11 protein-coding genes are annotated in these 18,218 nt (G+C 64.3%); 6 read left to right on the forward strand and 5 right to left on the reverse strand.

Annotated elements, in window-relative coordinates; translation table 11 throughout:
• Positions 1–38: 38 nt before the first annotated feature.
• From O0882_RS10635 to O0882_RS10655, 5 genes are all read right to left on the reverse strand, one after another.
• Positions 39–1,322 carry a TolC family protein gene (locus O0882_RS10635; protein WP_289947716.1) on the reverse strand — a complete coding sequence of 428 codons (1,284 nt, stop codon included), beginning with the start codon at positions 1,320–1,322 and terminating at the stop codon, positions 39–41.
• Positions 1,322–2,635, reverse strand: a complete 1,314-nt coding sequence (locus O0882_RS10640; protein WP_289947718.1) for an HlyD family type I secretion periplasmic adaptor subunit — start codon at positions 2,633–2,635, stop codon at positions 1,322–1,324. Before O0882_RS10640 ends, O0882_RS10635 begins: the two co-directional genes overlap by 1 nt.
• Complete coding sequence (locus O0882_RS10645; protein ID WP_289947719.1) at positions 2,632–4,794, reverse strand: type I secretion system permease/ATPase; 2,163 nt, start codon at positions 4,792–4,794, stop codon at positions 2,632–2,634. Before O0882_RS10645 ends, O0882_RS10640 begins: the two co-directional genes overlap by 4 nt.
• 196 nt (positions 4,795–4,990) lie before the next feature.
• Positions 4,991–5,656, reverse strand: coding sequence for a PEP-CTERM sorting domain-containing protein (locus O0882_RS10650; RefSeq protein ID WP_289947723.1), 666 nt, complete (start codon positions 5,654–5,656; stop codon positions 4,991–4,993).
• Between the two features lie 66 nt (positions 5,657–5,722).
• Positions 5,723–9,235, reverse strand: coding sequence for an SdrD B-like domain-containing protein (locus O0882_RS10655; RefSeq protein WP_289947725.1), 3,513 nt, complete (start codon positions 9,233–9,235; stop codon positions 5,723–5,725).
• Between the two features lie 736 nt (positions 9,236–9,971).
• Here O0882_RS10655 and O0882_RS10660 point away from each other — a divergent pair.
• The 6 genes from O0882_RS10660 to recJ all read left to right on the forward strand — a co-directional run bounded on the left by O0882_RS10660 (position 9,972) and on the right by recJ (position 18,023).
• Complete coding sequence (locus tag O0882_RS10660) at positions 9,972–10,520, forward strand: fimbrial protein (RefSeq protein ID WP_289947727.1); 549 nt, start codon at positions 9,972–9,974, stop codon at positions 10,518–10,520.
• Positions 10,521–10,686: 166 nt separating this feature from the next.
• Positions 10,687–11,394 carry a fimbria/pilus periplasmic chaperone gene (locus O0882_RS10665; protein ID WP_354670260.1) on the forward strand — a complete coding sequence of 236 codons (708 nt, stop codon included), beginning with the start codon at positions 10,687–10,689 and terminating at the stop codon, positions 11,392–11,394.
• Positions 11,395–11,397: 3 nt separating this feature from the next.
• Entirely contained in the window at positions 11,398–14,025 is a 2,628-nt protein-coding gene (locus O0882_RS10670) for a fimbria/pilus outer membrane usher protein (protein WP_289947730.1), read from the forward strand.
• Positions 14,022–15,116, forward strand: coding sequence for a fimbrial protein (locus O0882_RS10675; RefSeq protein WP_289947732.1), 1,095 nt, complete (start codon positions 14,022–14,024; stop codon positions 15,114–15,116). Before O0882_RS10670 ends, O0882_RS10675 begins: the two co-directional genes overlap by 4 nt.
• Positions 15,117–15,273: 157 nt before the next feature.
• A complete protein-coding gene (locus O0882_RS10680) occupies positions 15,274–16,326 on the forward strand; it encodes a hypothetical protein (RefSeq protein WP_289947734.1) in 1,053 nt (350 codons plus the stop codon).
• Complete coding sequence (gene recJ / locus O0882_RS10685) at positions 16,323–18,023, forward strand: single-stranded-DNA-specific exonuclease RecJ (RefSeq protein ID WP_289947736.1); 1,701 nt, start codon at positions 16,323–16,325, stop codon at positions 18,021–18,023. The genes O0882_RS10680 and recJ overlap by 4 nt, the downstream gene beginning before the upstream one ends.
• Positions 18,024–18,218: the final 195 nt, after the last annotated feature.

The raw sequence follows: 18,218 nt of genomic DNA on the forward strand, positions 1-18,218 counted from the left end.
AACTATGTGTGCAGCGCCGCACCCCCGCAGCAATTTTCCTATTGCGCCAGGCCGAACACCTGCAACAGCTGCCCGGACAGGGCGTACTGACGCATCTGCGCCAGGGTCAAACGGTGCATCTGGTCGATGCGCCGCTGCTGTATCGTGAAATAGCTGTCGCGCGTCTGGATGATTTGCTGCAGGTTGCGCCGGCCCGCCTCGTACTGGATGGTCCCGCCTCGCACGACAAAGGCCATCTTCTTTTCCTGCTCTTCCAGCAAGGCCAGGGTGCGCTGCGCATTGGCGATACGGGGCAGCATGCTGGCCAGGTCGGCGCGCGTGCCCTGCTCGGCGCGGACCACGTCCGCGTCGGCCGCCTGGGCGCGGCTGATGCTCTCGTCGCGCTGCGCCAGGCTGCCGCCGCCCAGCGGAAACTCCCAGCTCACGCCCACCGACCAGCCGCGCTGCTGAATGGTCGATGGCGGCGGCGTGGTCTTGTTATTCAACAGATGGCTGACATCGAGGTCCACTTTCGGCGCCAGGGTGGCCGCCACGCTGCGCACGCGCAGCTGGGCGGCGGCGGCGCGTTCGCGCGCGGCGCGCAATTGCGCATGCTGCATGTCGGCGTTTTCCAATGCCTGCGCCGGCAGCGGCGCAAACGTGAAGTCGGCAAACTGCGTCACCGGCTCGAAAGCCAGCGCTTCAAGCTTGATCTGCGCGGCCAGACGGTCCGTCAGCAAGCCGTCGTGTACCAGTTCCGCATCGAGCTGCGAGCTTTGCGCCAGCTCGCGGTCCACTTCCGATGCCTTGCCCAGTTCCGCCTGGCGCATCACCTGCCGCACCAGTTGCGTCACGTCGCGCAACCGCTCCCGCGATTGCAGCAGGCCGCGTTCCAGGCGCTGCATGTCGAAGTAGGCTTCGGCCAGCTTTTCCGCGCTTTCCGCCCTGGCCCGCTGCACGTCGAAGGCGGCGCCCGCCACCTCGCGCCCGGCCGCATCCATTTCGGCGCCGTCGGCGCCGCCGTTGTACACATTCCAGCGCAGGCTGGCCTCCACCTGGTGCGTGCGCCGTTGCACCTCCAGCGTGCCATCGAGGTCGTTGCTGCGCCCGCGCGTGGCCTGCAGCGCCGCATTCGGAAACAGGCGCGAACGGGCCTGTTTGTAGCGCGCCTCGGTGGTGGCCAGTGCCGCCTGCGCGGCGATTACTTGCGGATCGCGCGGCACGGCGCGCGCCAGCAGGGCCGGCAAGCCGCGCATGGACTGCGCCTGGAAAGTGGCCGGCGGCGCGGATTGCGCCGCCGCGTTCGCGCAGGCGAATGCCATGCAGAATAATAAGACACGCATCAACGCTCCTGCAGGGAAGACTGCAAGCCGCGCAGCACGGGCTTGAACACATATTGCATCACCGAGCGGCGTCCCGTCAGGATGCCCACGTCGACCGGCATGCCGGGCGTGACCGGCAGCACCTTGCCATGCGCCGTCAACTGGCGGCGGTCGGTGCTGAGCTGCACCTCGAAATACGGCTCGTTGCGCTCGTCGGGGATGGCGTCGGCACCCACGCGCACCACCTGCGCCTTCATGCGGCCATAGGTGGTGGCGTCATACGCCAGCACATTGGCCGAGGCGCTCTGCCCCACATGGATAAAGCCGATATCGGACGGTTTCACACGTACGGAGATGAGCACCTCGGAGTCGGCCGGCACGATTTCCAGGATAGGCTTGCCGGGCTGCGCGACGCCGCCGACGGTGGCCACCAGCACGCGGTTGACGACGCCGTCGACGGGCGCCGTGATGTCGCGCCGGCTCACTTGATCCTGCTGGCCCTTGACCGTGCTGGCCAGGGCACCCGCCTTGGTTTCGTATTCGCTGCGCTGCGCGCCCCATTGGCCGCGCATGCGCGCTTCGACTTCGCCGGCCTGCGCCTGCGCTTCGGCCAGGGTAGCCAGCAAACGCGGCACGGAGCTGCGCAGGCCGTCGAGTTCCGTGCGCTGCTGCTGCACGCGCTGCTGCGCATTCAGATAATCGCCGCGCGAACCGGCGCCCTCTTTGAACAGCCGCTCCTCGATCGCCAGGCTTTCCATGCCGATCTTGAGACCCGTCTCGAGCTGGACGATGCGGCCGTGCGCCTCGGCCAGTTCGCCGCGCCGGCGCGTCACGCCTTCGCGCGCGGCCGCCGTGGCCGAAGCGAACTCGCGCTGGCCGTCGCGCCACAACTGCGTTTCCTTGGCGATCAGTTCCGGCGCTTCTTGCTGCCATGCCGGCTCGAAGCGGGGCGTGCCGCCCGTCAGCAGCGCGTCCAGGCGCGCCCTGCCCGCCAGCGCGGCCAGGCGGTTCTGCACGCTGGCGCCCAGGTTGGCTTCATACTGGGCGGTGTCCAGGCGCAGCAGCAAATCGCCGCGATGCACCTGCTGGCCAGGCTGCACCAGCATCTCGCGCACGATGCCGCCTTCCAGGCTTTGCACTTCCTGCAAATGCGATGGCGGCGTGATGGCGCCGCGGCCATTCACGGACACGTCGAGCTGGGCCAACGTGGCCCAGGCCAGCGTCAGCACCACCAGCACGGCGATCAGCGCCAGCATGCGGATGACGAGGCGCCGCGGCTCGCGTTCCGGGTCCGGGTGGGCCGCCGGCAGCGGGCGGGCGTTCAGCGCGCTCATGCAGTAACTCCCTGTTCCACCGCAGGCTTGGCCGCCTGGCTGTTCAGCACGCGCAGCACCTCGTCGCGCGGGCCGTCGGCCACGATGCGGCCACGGTCGAAGACGATCAGCCGGTCCACCAGCGCCAGCATGGCCATGCGGTGCGTGACGAGCACGATGGTGGTGTCCTGCAAGGTGCGCAGGCGCGCGATCAGGCGTTGTTCCGTGGCCGGATCAAACATGCTGCTCGGTTCATCGAGCAGCAGGATGGGCGGCTTGACCAGCAGCGCGCGCGCCATGGCCACGGCTTGCCGCTGGCCGCCGGACAGGCGCTCGCCCCGCTCGCCCACTTCCGTCGCCACACCGTTGGGCAACTGGGTGATGATGTCGTCCAGGCAAGCCAGGCGGATGGCATCGAGCAGCCTGGCGTCATCGGGCTGGCTGCGGCCCAATTCGATGTTTTCGCGCAGCGTGCCATGGAACAGGGTCACGTCCTGCGGCACATAGCCGATCTGGCGGCGCAAGCTCAAGGGTTCGAGCTGGGTGCTGGCCAGGTCGTCGAACAGCACGCTGCCGCTTTGCGGACCGTACTGGTTGAGCAGCAAGCGCAGCAAGGTGCTCTTGCCGGAACCGAGCTTGCCGATCACGCCCACTCTTTCGCCGGCGCGGATATGCAGATTGAGTTTATCGAGCAGCGGCGGCGAGTGCGGATACGCAAACCCCACGTCGCGAAATTCGATGCGTCCGGACAGGGGCGGCGCCTGCAGGCTGGCCGCATCGTCGTCGGTGGGCGCTTCCATGATTTTATTGAGTGCGTGATAGGACAGCTTGGTCTGCTCCCAGCGCATGATCAGGCCCGCGATCTGGCTCACGGGCGCCAGCGCGCGGCCCGTCAGCATGCTCACGGCGATGATCTGGCCCAGCGTCAGCAGGCGTTCGCCCATCAGCAAGGCGCCGACGGCCACCACGGCCGTGCCGGACAGGGCCAGCACGGCCGTGTTGATGTAATTGACGCGGCTGACGATTTCGCGCGTCTCGACGCTGTTGGCGGCGATTGCCACGGTCAGGCTTTCCCATTTGCGGCGGCTCCACGCCTCGGCGCCCAGCGCCTTGATGGTGTCGAGGCCATTCATGGTTTCAAACAGGTGCGCCGTGCGCTGGCCACTTTCCTGCATCGAGGCGGCCACATGGCGCGCCAGCGCCGCGCGCGAGGCGAAGGCGACCAGCAGCAGGATGGGAATGGCCGCCAGCGGCACCAGCACCAGCCAGCCGCCCACCAGTGCAATGACCAGCAGGAACAGCAGCAGGAAGGGCAAGTCACCCAGGGTGGTCAGGGTGGTCGAGGCGAAGAATTCGCGCACCGATTCGAAATCGCGCACGGTATTGGCCAGCGTGCCGCCCGAGGCGGGGCGGCTGGCCGCGCGCAGGCGCAGGCACTGGGCGAAGATGCTCGACGAGAGGGCCACATCCATGCGCCGCGACGCCGTTTCCACCAGTTCGCCGCGCAGCAATCGCATGGCCAGTTCAAAACCGGTCAGCGCCACCACGGCGATCGTCAGCACCCACAGGCTGGAGGTGGCGTTGTTCGGGATCACGCGGTCATACACGGCCATCGCGTAGAACGGCACCAGCGCGCTGATGATATTGAGCACCAAAGTGCCCAGCAAGGCCCAGCGAAAGACCCAGCGGTTGCGGTTGAAGACATCCCAGAACCAGCGCCCCGCCACCGGCATGCTGTAGAGCAAGCTGCGCTGGTCGAAGAACATCACCGGACGCACGGCCACCCAGCGTCCAGCGGGCACTTCCTGCGCCAGCATGGCCGCGTCCAGCCAGGAACTGCCTTCGATGCCGGGCACATGGCATTCATACTTGCCGTCGGCGATCGTCAGCACCACCAGCGCCTGCCCCGCGCCATTCAACAGCAGGGCCGGCATTTCCGTGGGGCGGCGCGGCTGATCCACAGGCAGCGGCGTGCCGGCCAGGCTGCCATGCGCCAGCGCCTGGTCGAGGAAGTCGGCGGCGGCCGGGTCGCCATGCGCGAGCACGCTGGCGCGCAGGCGTTCGGCCTGCACGGCCGTGCCGAAAAAGCGCGCCAGGAACACCACCGCCTCGGCGATGCTGTCGGCGGAGGAAATGGAGGGAGAAGCGTCGGCGGCGTGCGCGGCAGAAGGTGGCGTCATGATGAGCTCAAGTCCGATCTCAGACAGTTGCAATGAACAGTGAGAAACTATTGTCAAGGTCGCGCGGCGATGGCCTGCAAAAACATTGTGCCATAGTAATATCGGCTATTCAGATAGGTGTTGTAAAAATAAAAACTGCGGCGCGTCGTGACAGACGCGCCGCAGCAGCAGTTACTTCAAGCTAGCGACTACTGCTTCAGAGTTGACCGGCTTTGCGGCGGCGCGCCATGAAGCCCAGCAAGCCCAGGCCCGCTACCAGCATGGCCCAGGTTTGCGCTTCCGGCACCGGCGACACGCTCAGCAGGGTTTGCGAAGCAGGGTTGACGCTGCTCAGGCTGGTGTAGTTGTACAGGTTCTTGATGCTGCCGTCGCCTGTCGCCACGCCCAGCATGGCGTTCGCTTCGCTGACGACTGCATTGCTCAGGTTCCTGAAGCGCAGCTCACCCGTCAACACATTGCTGTTGTCATTGTTCAATTCCCACAGGGCCACCTGGAAGGCGGCGGCACTGTTGGCATTGGTCGACACATTCGCGATGGACGAGGCGTAATAGCCCTCGTACAGGCGCTTGACGGCGTCGCTGGCGGCAAAGACGCCACTGCTGTAGTTGTTCGAGACGTTGCTCAGCCCAACATGGGGATCGAGGCAAAAGGCCAGGAAGGTATTGCTGTCGTACTTGACCTGCCACAAGGTAGGCGAGATGGCGTTGCCGGCGCCGAAGGCACCGCCGCTGGCCGTAAACACACTGACGCTATGCGAGTCGATCACTTGCAGATTGGAGGCGGCCAGGGCGCTGCCGCTGGCGAGGGTGAAAACAGCGGCTGTGATGGCGGCGCGGACGATCAGGTGCATGGATTGTTTCATGGTGTATTCCCTATGATTTATTCAATGTGGAGAGCGCCGGGCAGGATTACGGCCCGGCAAGAGACATCAGGCAGCCATTTCCTGGGGCTGTGCAGTGGTGTGTGCCATGGCGCGGCGCAAGACCTCCGCCATCTCGCACTGGGCCTGGGCTTCGACAGCGGGAGCAGCCGGGGCTGCAGCCACCGTGGCGACGCTCGCATCCTGCCCCAGCGCCGTGTCGAGCGCATGGTCGTCGCGCAGCAGGTCGGCCATGCTTGGCAGCGATACGCCGGCCTTGGCCGCATCCTTGGCATCGACGTTGAAGTACACGTCCGTCATGTCGACCGTCTTGCCGTTGGCCAGGGTGGCGCTGCTGCGCTCCAGGTGCAGGTTGTCGTTGGCGTCGAGGAAAGGCAGTGCCGTGTAGGATACCGTCAGGCTGGCGACGCCCGCGTCATGCAACGACATCAGTTCGCCGTCGTCCGTCACGCCATTGCTGTTGGCGTCGCGCCAGATGCGCAGTTCGGCAAACTTGTCATCTTTCGCGTCGACCACGCCGTCGCCGTTCGAGTCATAGCTGGACAGCTTGGCAAAGCCCGTGCCCTTCTCGTTGCCGCCAAACAGTTCGGAAATATTGTCGATCTTGCCATTGCCATTGCTGTCGATGGCCAGCAAGCCGTCATGGGCCGAGACCCAGCCCGACTGGATGGCGCTGCCCGTGCCCAGCAAGTCGAAGCTGCCATGGAAATCGGCGCGGGCGATGGTATGCACGCCATCACCGTTCAGGTCGATCACGATAGGCGTGATGGCGGCATCCCAGCTCATGTCGTTCTGGCCCGAGGCCAGTTTCAGGATATCCGTGTAGACCACGTTGGCATACGAGCCATTGCTGTTGACGTCGGAATCGATGTTGTCGTTCGAGCCCACGTTCTTCACGCCCCAGCGCCAGCTATCCATGGCGTAGCCGGCGTGATACACGCCCGACTTATCGAACTTGAGCGAGTAGCTGCCCGGATCGAGGTCGGCAAACTTGTAGTTGCCGTTGGAGTTGGTGTAGGTGGTAGCCAACAGCGCGCCACTGCCCGAAAACAGTTGCACCTTGATGTTGGCGATACCCGCCTCATTGCTATCCTGCACGCCGTCATGGTCGGCGTCGCGCCACACCTTGTCGCCCAGGCTGGCTTTGCGGTAGATGCCCGCATCCCAGCTCATGTCGTTCTGGCCGGCAGCCAGGTTGATCAGGCCGGAGCGCCCCGTGCTCGTATCGACGTCGGAATCGGTCGTATCGCTGCCCAGGTTGGCCTTGGTGTAATAGAACCCCGATGGACGCACGACTGCCACCTTGTAGCTGCCGGCGACGAGATTATCGAACAGATAATTGCCGCTGGCATTTGTCGTTGTCGTGGCAATGATCTGGTTGCTGGCATTGAGCAGGTTGACTTTCACCCCCGCCACGCCCAGTTCGCCCGCATCCTGCACGCCATTGTAGTTATTGTCTTCCCACACGCGATTGCCGATGCTGCCGGTAACAGGCGCGCATTTGACCAGGCCCGCATCCCAATCGAGCTGGACGTCACCCGATTTCAGCGCGATCATGGTGGTGGTCAGACCCGTGGCCGGATTGACATCCGAATCGGTGGCGTAGCCGCCCACGTCGGCCTTGGTGAAATTGTAGCCGGCCGGCGGCACGAAGCCCAGGTAGTAATTGCCTGGCACCAGGTTGCTGAACAGATAATGACCGCTGGCATCCGTGGTGGCGCTGGCCACCACGGCACCCGAGGCGTTGTACAGATTGACTTTCACGCCGCCGACGCCCGCTTCGCCCGCATCCTGCGTGCCGTTGCCGTTGGCGTCAAACCACACGCGGTCGCCAATGCTGGCTGTTTTATACAGGCCGGCATCGAGGTCCTTGTAGTTCTGGCCGGCTGCAACCGTCACCAGGGCGCTCTGGCCTGCGGCATTGATGTCGCTGTCGAGCGCATCGTTGCCACCCGCATCCTTGACCGTGCTCAAATAGCCTGGCGGCGCGACGACGGCGACGGAATACGTGCCGGCATCGACGCTGAAATTGTAATAGCCGGTGGCATCCGTGACGGTCGAGCCGATCACGCTGCCGGCCGCATTTTTCAGCTGCACCGTGACGCCGCTGATGCCGGCTTCGCCCGCATCCTGCACGCCGTTCAAGTTGGCATCATGCCAGACGCGGTCGCCCAAGGAGGCCGGCAAGGCCACGATGCCCGCATCCAGGCTATGGTTGCTGTCGCCGGAAGCGAGCAGCACTTGCGCCGTCTTGCCGTCGATGGCGCCAGCGTCGGAATCGCGCAGGTCATCGCCGCCCTGGTCCTGGCCCGTAAAGGCATAGCCGGCAGGCAGGCTGGTCTTGTCGAACTGGACGCTGTAGGCGCCCGGCTTCAGATTCGTGAACAGGTAGTTGCCATTCGCATCCGTGACGAGCGGGCTGCCGACGGCGTTGCCGGACGCATCGAGCAAAGTCACTTTCACGCCAGCCACGCCCGCTTCACCCGCATCTTGCACGCCATTCTTGTTGGCATCGAACCACACGCGGTCGCCCAGTTCGGCGGCGCGGTACAGGCCCGCGTCCAGGCTCGAATTGGTCGCGCCCGGCGCCAGGGTGACGGGCGCCATGTTGCCGGCCGCATCGATATTGCTATCCTTGGCCGCGTCGCCGCCCTGGTTGGCCGCCGTCGCCGTGTAGCCATTCGGCGTGACGACGGTGACGGAATACGTGCCGGGATCGACATCGAAGTGGTAGCCGCCATTGGCGTCGGTAGTGGTCGATGCCACCACGGCGCCCGCGCCGTCTTTCAATTGCACCACGACATTGGCGATGCCCGCCTCGCCCGCATCCTGCACGCCGTTGGCGTTCTTGTCTTCCCAGACGAAGTCGCCCAAATGGGCCATCGGTACGTTGAAGGTCAGGTGATGCGGCACCAGGCTCAGGTCTTGCGCGTTGCAACCGGCGGTGCCGCCGTCATCGCGCACCTTGAAGCCCAGGTCGAAATTGCCGGCCACGGTTTGGCTCGGCACGAAGACCAGGTGGCCCGCGCGGATGTCATCGATCGAGACTTCCGTGCCGACCGCGACGGCCACGCCATTGAGCAAGACCTGACCGGCAGTGGTGGTATTGGTGATGACGATGGACTTGAAGCCGTCGTGCTCGACGTCGTCGTGGAAGCCGAAATCGCTTTCGCTGAGCACGACGCTGGCGCCATCGACCAGGTTGAAGGTCTTGTCTGCCGCGTCGGGCGCGTCGTTGACGGGATCGATGATCACTTGCAGTTCCAGCTGGACGATATCGCCATTGCCCTTGTCGATCGTCACCTGGATGGTCGAGAAATTGCCGTTGTAGTTGGCTGCCCAGTCGCCGGGACGCACATACACGGTGTCCGCGTCGAGCATGCCGAACAGAGGCGTGTTGCTGGTCGATTCCGTATCATCCGGCAACAGGACGGTAAAGTTCTTGATGTTCAGCTCGCCTTGCGCCGTGTAGCCGGCCTGTACCAGCAAGTCGCGGATATCAAAGTTCTTGTTGATGTCTTCGCACACGTGAACCGTGGTCGACAAATTATAGGTAGTCATGCGGCCTCCTGGCGACGCGCAGCGGTGGCGGCAGAAGTGGAAACGTGAGAGACCAGGGCGCGATCAACCTGGCTGCGCAAAGCGGCGAATGTATACATGGGTGGGCTTCCAAGAAAGAAACTTGTTTAAAAAAATGAAGCCGGCAGCATTTTGCATACAGTTTTGAGGGACACAAAAGCCAAACGACACAACCAGACGGAAACGGTGGTTGTTTTTACAGCATCTAATTATATTTCAAATGTTTTCAAAAAAGAATTTATTTTTTGTGAATGTATAAGTATTGTCACAACTTCGTTGTCTTTTTTATACACCCTCGTGCACTGGAAAAAGTTTCCCCCTGCGGCAGAGATCCTCATCATTGAGGAACAGCATGCGTCGCGGCAGCGACTTCAACCCAAGAAGCGGCGATTCAGATTTGGCCCTTGTCCGGTTGCGCTCGATACGCGCCATGCGCTTTACGGAGGGGAATTGCACAGGTTCGCGAAATATGACTATTCCGTCAATCAACTAGCTTAATTGTCACTAAGTTTTGACGGCAAAAAATATAGGCGCTACAACAACAACTTCAACTAGTTAAATGCGCGGTGCAAATTACGTCCATATAATTGCTTATCGACGGCGCTGGCTCCATTGCCAGGTCTGTCAGCGTTTTCCGTGCTTAGCCAGCTACAGCGATCACCGTGCCCGCCATGCACACGCCCTTTCATGCAACACTTCACTTCTCAATAGGATACCTATGAAATTTGCCCGCTCAGGCGCTTTGGCGACGCTCATCGTTGCTGCCACCTCCATGCCGGCCCTCACACGCGCCGCCGACGGCACCATCACGTTCACGGGCCAGGTCACGGCCCAGACCTGCACCATCAACGGCGGCGCCGGCAAGGACTTCACCGTCGCGCTGCCCCCGGTCTCGGCCTCGTCACTCTCCGTTGACGGCGCCACGGCGGGCCGCACGCCGTTCAAGATCGTGCTGACGGCCTGCACGTCGGCCACGGGCAATGTCTCGGCCTATTTCGAAGCGGGCACGACCATCGATACGGCAACGGGCCGACTGAAAAATTCGGCGGGTACGGCGACCAAAGTACAAATCGGCCTGCTCAACTCCGACGCCACCGACACCGCGATCATGCTGGGTGCGGCAGAGGCGTCGCAGAACTCGCAGAGTGTGGCGATCGCCAGCAACGCGGCCACCCTCAATTACTTCGCCCAGTACGTGGCGACTGGCGGCGCGGCCGGTGTCGGCACGGTCAATACGTCCGTCATGTACACGATGTCCTACCAGTAATGATCAGGAATTGACGCGGTGTTAAGCGGTGCCCCGAAAATGCACCGGTTGGCAGAGTGACAGAACGAAATACGAATTCAGCATGTAATCAAAATTACAAAATAGCAAAATGCCAGTGCGCAACAAATTATCCAGAACGATCGCGATTTTCGCCTTGTCATGCATGATGGCGGGCGCGCATGCGTCTGTCGTAATTGGCGGGACGCGCGTGATCTATCTCGCCAGCGACCGCGAAGTCACCATCAAGCTTGCCAATGAAGGCAATGCGCCGGCCCTGGTGCAGGCGTGGCTCGATACGGGCAATCCGAACGCCCTGCCGGACGAATCGAAGGTGCCGTTCACCCTGCTGCCGCCCCTGTTCCGCCTCGATCCAAGGAAGGGACAGAGCTTGCGCCTGATCTATACGCAAGAGCCGTTGCCGCAAGACAAAGAATCCCTGTTCTGGCTCAATGTGCTTGAAGTGCCGCCGCGCGCCGGCGCCGCCGCGAACGCGGACAGTCCGAATTTCCTGCAACTGGCATTCCGCACGCGCATCAAGCTGTTCTTCCGTCCCTCGGGACTGCCGGGCAAGGCCGACGATGCGGCCGCCCTGGTGCGCTGGCAATTCAAGCGCAAGGACAATGGCCGCTACGTGCTGACGGCCAGCAACCCCACGCCGTACCACGTGACATTCAGCAAGATCACCGCTGCGGACGGCGTGGCGAGCTGGAGCAATGACAGGGGCGGCATGCTGGCCCCCGGCGCCAGCGCGGACTTCGACCTCGGCAACGCCGCGCCGCGCGCCGCCATGCCCACGCAGGTCGACTACACCTTCATCAACGATTATGGCGCCGGCGTGAGCGGCAAGACCCTGCGCAAGGGCACGAACGAGTAAGCCATGCGTACCCGGGAACAGTCTGCGCGGCCGCGTGCCGGAACGTGGCTTGCGCGCAGGCGCAGCCATGCCGCCCTGCTGGGCGCGCTCGCTGCATGGGTCGCCCCGCCCGCCTGCGCCGAAGTGGCCGAAGTGGCCGAGGTGCAGTTCAACAGCGATTTCCTGATGAAGCCGCCAGGCCAAAGCGTCGACGTGGCGCGTTTCGCGCGCGGCAATCCGGTGCAGCCCGGCGAATACCCGGTCGACCTCTACCTGAACGGCAATTGGATCGGCCACGATGCGCTGCGCTTCGTCACGCATGCCGGTGCCGCAGGTGCCGTGCCATGCATGGACAAAACCGTGATCGCGCGCCTGGGCCTCGACGTGGCGAAGCTGTCCGCCCAGGCGCGCGCCACACTGGCGATAGCCCGGGCGGGCGCGTGCCCGGATCTCGCCGGACTGGTCGACGGCGCCACGCAAGCCTTCGAGCTGTCCGAGCTGCGGCTCGACCTGGGCATTCCGCAAGCCTTCCTGCTGCGCAAGCCGCAAGGCTACGTGAGTCCGGAATTCTGGGACGAAGGCGTCACGTCGGCCACCCTCGGCTACAGCCTGAATACCTTTCACGTGGCCGGCGCCGGGTCGGCGGGCACGCAGACATACCTGGGCCTGAACGGCGGGGTCAATCTCGGCAGCTGGCACCTGCGGCAAAATACCGCGCTGACGTGGCAGACGGGCGGGCAGCGCACCTATCAGAACATCGCCACCTACCTGCAGCACGAACTGCCCTCCCTGCGCAGCCAGTTGACGCTCGGCGATGCCTTCACCGACGGCGCCGTGTTCGACAGCATCGGCGTACGCGGCATGGCGCTCGCCAGCGACGACCGCATGCTGCCCGGCTCGCTGCGCGGCTATGCGCCGCTGATACGCGGCGTGGCCGTGAGCAATGCCCGCGTAAGCGTGACGCAGAACGGCAACAAGCTGTACGAGGCCACCGTGGCGCCCGGCCCCTTTGAAATCAACGACCTGTATGCCACCGGCTATGGCGGCGACCTGCTCGTCACGGTGACGGAAGCCGATGGCAGCGCGCACAGTTTCCCCGTGCCATATGCGTCGGTGGCGCAATTGCTGCGCCCCGGCGCCACGCGCTTCCATGTCGCCGCCGGCCAGTTGCGCGACGCGCAGTCGAACGGGCGCCCCCATCTTGTGCAGGGCACGGTGCAGCACGGCTTCAACAATTTCCTCACCGCCTATGCGGGCACGATCGTTGCCGATGGCTACCTGGCTGGCTTGCTGGGCACGGCGTTCAACACGCCTGCAGGCGCCGTCGCCGTCGACGTGACGGGCGCGCGCGCGCAGATTCGCGGCCTGAACAACACCACGGGCCAGAGCGTGCGGCTCAGCTACAGCAAACTGCTGCCCGCCACCGGCACCAACTTCGCGCTGGCCGCCTATCGCTATTCGTCGAGCGGCTTCTGGGCCTTGCGCGACGCGATGCTGGCGCGCAGCGAAGCGGCCGCGGGGCGGGATCCGGGCGCCGTCGACCGCCGGCGCAACCAGCTGCAGCTGACCCTGAACCAGGGCCTGGTGAACGACTGGGGTAATACCTATGTGCTGGCGTCGACGCAGGATTACTGGAATCGGGGCGGCGCCACCGTGCAGTTCCAACTGGGCTACAACAATACGCGGCGCGCGCTCGGCACCAGCTTCAGCTACAACGTGTCGCTGTCGCGCCAGCGCAACGGCCTGACGGGACAAATGCACAACCAGGCCTTCGCCAGCGTGTCGATGGCGCTCGGCACGGGCGAGCACGCGCCAAGCTTGTCGACATTTCTCACACACAACAATACAAACGGCTCCTCCGCACAGGCCATGCTGAACGGCTCGGCCGGCGCGGACAACGCCTACACGTACGGCGTCACGGCGAATCGTGCGCCAGGCTCAGGCACGGCCGGCGTGAACGGCCAGTATCGCAGCCCGTACGCGACGTTCGCCGCCAGCGCCAGCGGCGGCGCGGCTTACTCGCAGATGTCGGCGGGGGTGACGGGCGCCATCGTCGCGCACCCGGGTGGCGTGACCCTGGCCAACAGCCTGGGTGACACGATAGCTGTGGTCGAGGCGAAAGACGCGAAAGGCGCCCGCGTCACCAATGCGTCCGGCGTGCGCATCGACCGCTTCGGCTACGCGGTGATTCCGTACTTATCGCCGTACAGCCTGAACACGGTCGACATCGATCCGAACGGGATGCCGCTCGACGTCGAATTCAAGTCCACCAGCCAGCAGGTGGCGCCGCGCGCGAATGCGGTGGTGGTGATACGCTTCGACACGGTGGCCGGCCGGGCGGCGGTGATCGCGGCCCGCTTGCCGGACGGCGCAGCGCTGCCCTTCGGCGCGACGGTGTATGACGCGCAGGGGCAAGGCGTGGGCGCGATCGGTCAGAACAGCCGCATCTTCGTTCGCGGCGTGGCCGACGAGGGCACGCTCACGGCGAAATGGGGCGAGGCCGCCGACGACCAGTGCGCCTTCGCGTATCGCCTGCCGCCCAAGGGCGAAGACAGGGGCGCGTATGCGCATATCGACGCCGTGTGCGGTGCGACGGGCATCATGGCAAGCCCGGCAATGGCACGGCTGTCCAGCGGAGGAAAAATACAATGAACAGCTTGCTTTCATGCCACTTTATCAAGAAATTATCCGGCGTGCTGCTCGTGTGGGCCGCCGGCTGTACCGGCCTGATCTTGAGCGCGCCGGCGCAGGCGAAGAATTGCACGATCACCCCCGCTGCCACGACGATCACCTTCGGCACGGTGACGGTGCCGCGCAATGCGCCGGTGGGCACACAGATCGGTGCGACGCAGACTTCGTCGGGAACGTGGACGTGTCCGGCGAATCCTTCTACAAACCCCGACCTCCCTAACATACACGGCTACAACGTGGGCATTACCCCGTCGCGGGCCGCAATCACCGTGCCCGCCACGTGGGTATGGGATACCGGCATCGCGGGGATCGGCATCGAAGTGAGGGATACGAGCTATCCTGGTTCCGACAACTACAACGGGCTTATCTCCACGCAGGGCTACAGCGGCGGGACTAATTATTATGTCCCCTTCGTCGATCCCGCCCTGACCTATACCAGCACATTGGCGAGCGGCTCCTTCGGGTTCAGGTATAGACTGATCACGACCGCCACGCCGGTGACGGTGGGCGGCTCGATTCCCACGATTGAGCTGGCGTCCTTGGGCAGCAATGATCGCACGGGTGGCGGTTCGACTACCATGACGACCGATGTGAAGATTTATCTGGGTAGCACGACGATCGTCGCGAACGGCGCCACTTGCACGCTGAGCGCGCCACCGAGCGTGGTCTTGCCACCCGTCAAAGCAAGCGCATTGAGCCCTGCAGGCACGGCGGCGGGCGACACCGCCTTCAGCATCGATCTTGCGTCCTGCCCGGCCGGCGTGAACGTCTACATCACCTTGACCGACATGAATGGCTCCGACACCACCACCAGCAACTTGAACCTCACGGCCGATTCCACCGCGCAAAGCGTGAAGCTGCGCGTGTCGAACAGCGGCGGCCCCGTGAAATATGGACCGGCCTTGCCTGACGCGGGCAATACGAACCAGTGGCTGGTCGGCGCGTCGGCCAGCACCATGTCCATTCCATTGAAAGTGCAATATATCTCGACGGGAACGGTCGCGGCCGGCACGGTGAAGGGGCAAATGCAGTTCACGATGAGCTATCAGTGAGCCTCATGACCACCGCTGTGTGCGGATAGTTTTGTTGCATTAATGAAAATTTCAATGTGCATGCCGGCATACCCTCCCGCGCCTGCAATGGACGGTGCCCACGGCGAAAACCCATGCGCCCTTCTCGCGCGGTGCCACAATCGCCTACAATCTCGGGATGAATCAACTTACCCTCGTCCTGCCCTTCGCCTTGCCCAATGCCGAACTGGCTGCCGACCTGCTCAAGGTCTTGCAAGCACCCGCGCTGGCGGCCCTGCTGTCGCGCACCTCCGCTTACAATTTGGAAGCTTTTGACAACGTCAAGCGCCTGCTGCCGCACGAAGCGTGGCTGGCGCATGCGCTGACCCTGGCGCCCGCACCCAACGGCGAGGCGGCGCAGGCGGCCTTCGCCGCCCAGGCCATGCGCGGCTACGGCCTCGCGCCGGAACCGGGCGGCCGCTATTTCCTGCTGCATCCGGCCCACCTGGCCATCGCCCGCAGCCATATCAGCCTGGAAGACTTGCGCCAGCTCAAGCTGAGCGAGGATGACGGGCGCGCCCTGTTCGACATTGCGGCCCCGTATTTCGACGAAATCGGCCAGCCGCTGGCGTATGGCGATGCGGGCACCTGGTTCATGCGCGCCGATGCCTGGAGCGACTTGCAATGCGCCTCGCCGGACGCCGCCACCACACAGGACCTGTCCGTCTGGATGCCGGAAGGCGAGCACGCGCGCGCCGCGCGCCGCCTGCAAAATGAAGTGCAGATGCTGTGGCATGAACACCCTGTCAATGCGGCGCGCGAGGAACGGGGCTTGAAAGCCATCAATTCCTTCTGGATCTGGGGCGCCAGCCTGGCCAACGCTGAAGCTACGCGCTGCGCCGCCAGCCTGCATACCAGGGACGCACCGGGCTGGCTGGCCGCGCTGGCGGAACCGGCACGGCGCGATGCCAGTCCAAACAGTGTGCTGGCAAGCCAACAGGAGGCGATCGTCGTGCTGGGCGGCCTGATCGAAGCGGCGCAGGCCCAGGAATGGGGCATGTGGCTGCAACAGTTGCAAGCGCTGGAAGCGGACTGGTTCGTCCCCCTGCTGGCGGCCCTCAAAGATGGCCGCCTGGGCCAGTTGCGCCTGGTGCTGAGCCACCGCGACGCCTGGCTCGACGTCACCACCAGCAAGCATGCGCAGCGCAAATTCTGGCGCGCGATTACCCTGAACAAGTTGAAAGCATCATGACCCGTACCCGCATCGCCACCCGCCCCTGCCCTTACCGCGAATCCGAATCGCTGCGCCAGGGCGGCATCCACCCCGTGCTGGCCCGCCTGTACGCTTCGCGCGGCTTGACGGACGCGGCAGAACTGTCGAGTGAACTGGCGGCCCTGATGCCGCCATCCGGCTTGCTGCACATCGGCGCGGCCGGCGTCTTCCTGGCCGACGCCATTGCTGCCAAGAAACGCATGGTCATCGTGGCCGACTACGATTGCGACGGCGCCACCGCCTGCGCCGTGGCCATCCGCGGCTTGCGCGCCATGGGCGCCGACGTCGATTTCATCGTGCCCAACCGTTTTGAATACGGCTACGGCCTGACGCCGGAAATCGTCGAACTGACGGCCCGCGAAAAGTCGCCCGACATCATCATCACCGTCGACAACGGCATCGCCAGCATCGACGGCGTGGCCGAAGCGAACCGGCGCGGCATCCAGGTGGTCGTCACCGACCACCATTTGCCGGCCGACACCCTGCCCGACGCGGCCGTCATCGTCAACCCGAACCAGCCCGCCTGCGGTTTTCCCAGCAAGAACCTGGCCGGTGTGGGCGTCGTGTTCTACGTGCTGCTGGCCCTACGCGCGGAACTGCGCCGGCGCGGCGTGTTCGATGCGCAGACGCAACCCAAGCTCGACAACCTGCTCGACCTGGTGGCGCTGGGCACGGTGGCCGACGTGGTGCGCCTCGATAGCAACAACCGCATCCTCGTCGCGCAAGGTCTCAAACGCATGCGCAAGGGCAATATGCACGCGGGCGTGGCCGCCCTGTTCCGCGTGGCGGGCCGCGAAGCGCGCAGCGCCACGCCGTTCGACCTGGGCTTTGCCCTGGGCCCGCGCCTGAATGCGGCCGGCCGCCTGCAGGACATGTCGCTGGGCATCGAATGCCTGATCACGGACGACGAAGGCCGCGCCTGGGCGCTGGCCCAGCAATTGAACGACATCAACCTGAAGCGGCGCGAAATCGAGGCGGAAATGCAGGATACGGCCCTGCTGCACCTCGACGATTTCGAACCGGCCAACAGCAGCACCATCAGCGTCTTCGATGCCTCCTGGCACCAGGGCGTGATCGGCATCGTCGCCTCGCGCCTGAAAGAAAAGTTTTATCGTCCGACCATCACGTTCGCGCCCGGCGCGGACGGCTGGATCAAGGGCTCGGGCCGCTCGATTCCCGGCTTTCATTTGCGCGACGCGCTCGACCTCGTGTCGAAACGGGCGCCCAGCCTGATCGACAAGTTCGGCGGCCACGCCATGGCGGCGGGCTTGACCATCCGCGCCGACGCCTTCGAGGCGTTTTCCCAGGCCTTCGAAGCCGTGGGCCAGGCCTGGCTCAGCCAGCAACAGCTGGAAAGAGTCGTGGAAACGGACGGCCCGCTGGAAGACGCGTATTACACGACGGCCTTCATCGAGCTGATGGATGGCCAAGTGTGGGGCCAGGGCTTCGCCCCGCCCGTCTTCTGCGACGAATTTCGCGTCGTCAGCCAGCGCATTTTAAAAGAGCGCCATTTGAAGCTGCTGCTGGAAAAGAACGGCGTGCGCTTCGACGCCATCTGGTTCGGCCATACCGATTCCCTAGGCGAACGCAGCCGGGTCGCCTTCCGGCTCGATGCGAATGAATACAATGGCACGACGAAAGTACAGTTGATGGTGGAGCATGCTGAACCTATCTGATGGCACCGGCCCAAACCTACTGCGCGTCGCGCTTTGCGGCCGGCGATGCTCACCGTGCCCTGGCACGGTTGCGCTTCTCGGCCACAAATCACTGCCGCTCGCTACGGTTTGGTCAGGTGCCGTGATGTTTGTGGTCTTGTTGCTGTATCTCAAACTTGTGTGGAACAAAGTCATATCAAATCATGGCGATGGCCG

Source organism: Janthinobacterium sp. SUN073 (assembly GCF_030397665.1).
In the GTDB taxonomy this organism is placed as follows: Bacteria; Pseudomonadota; Gammaproteobacteria; order Burkholderiales; family Burkholderiaceae_D; genus Janthinobacterium.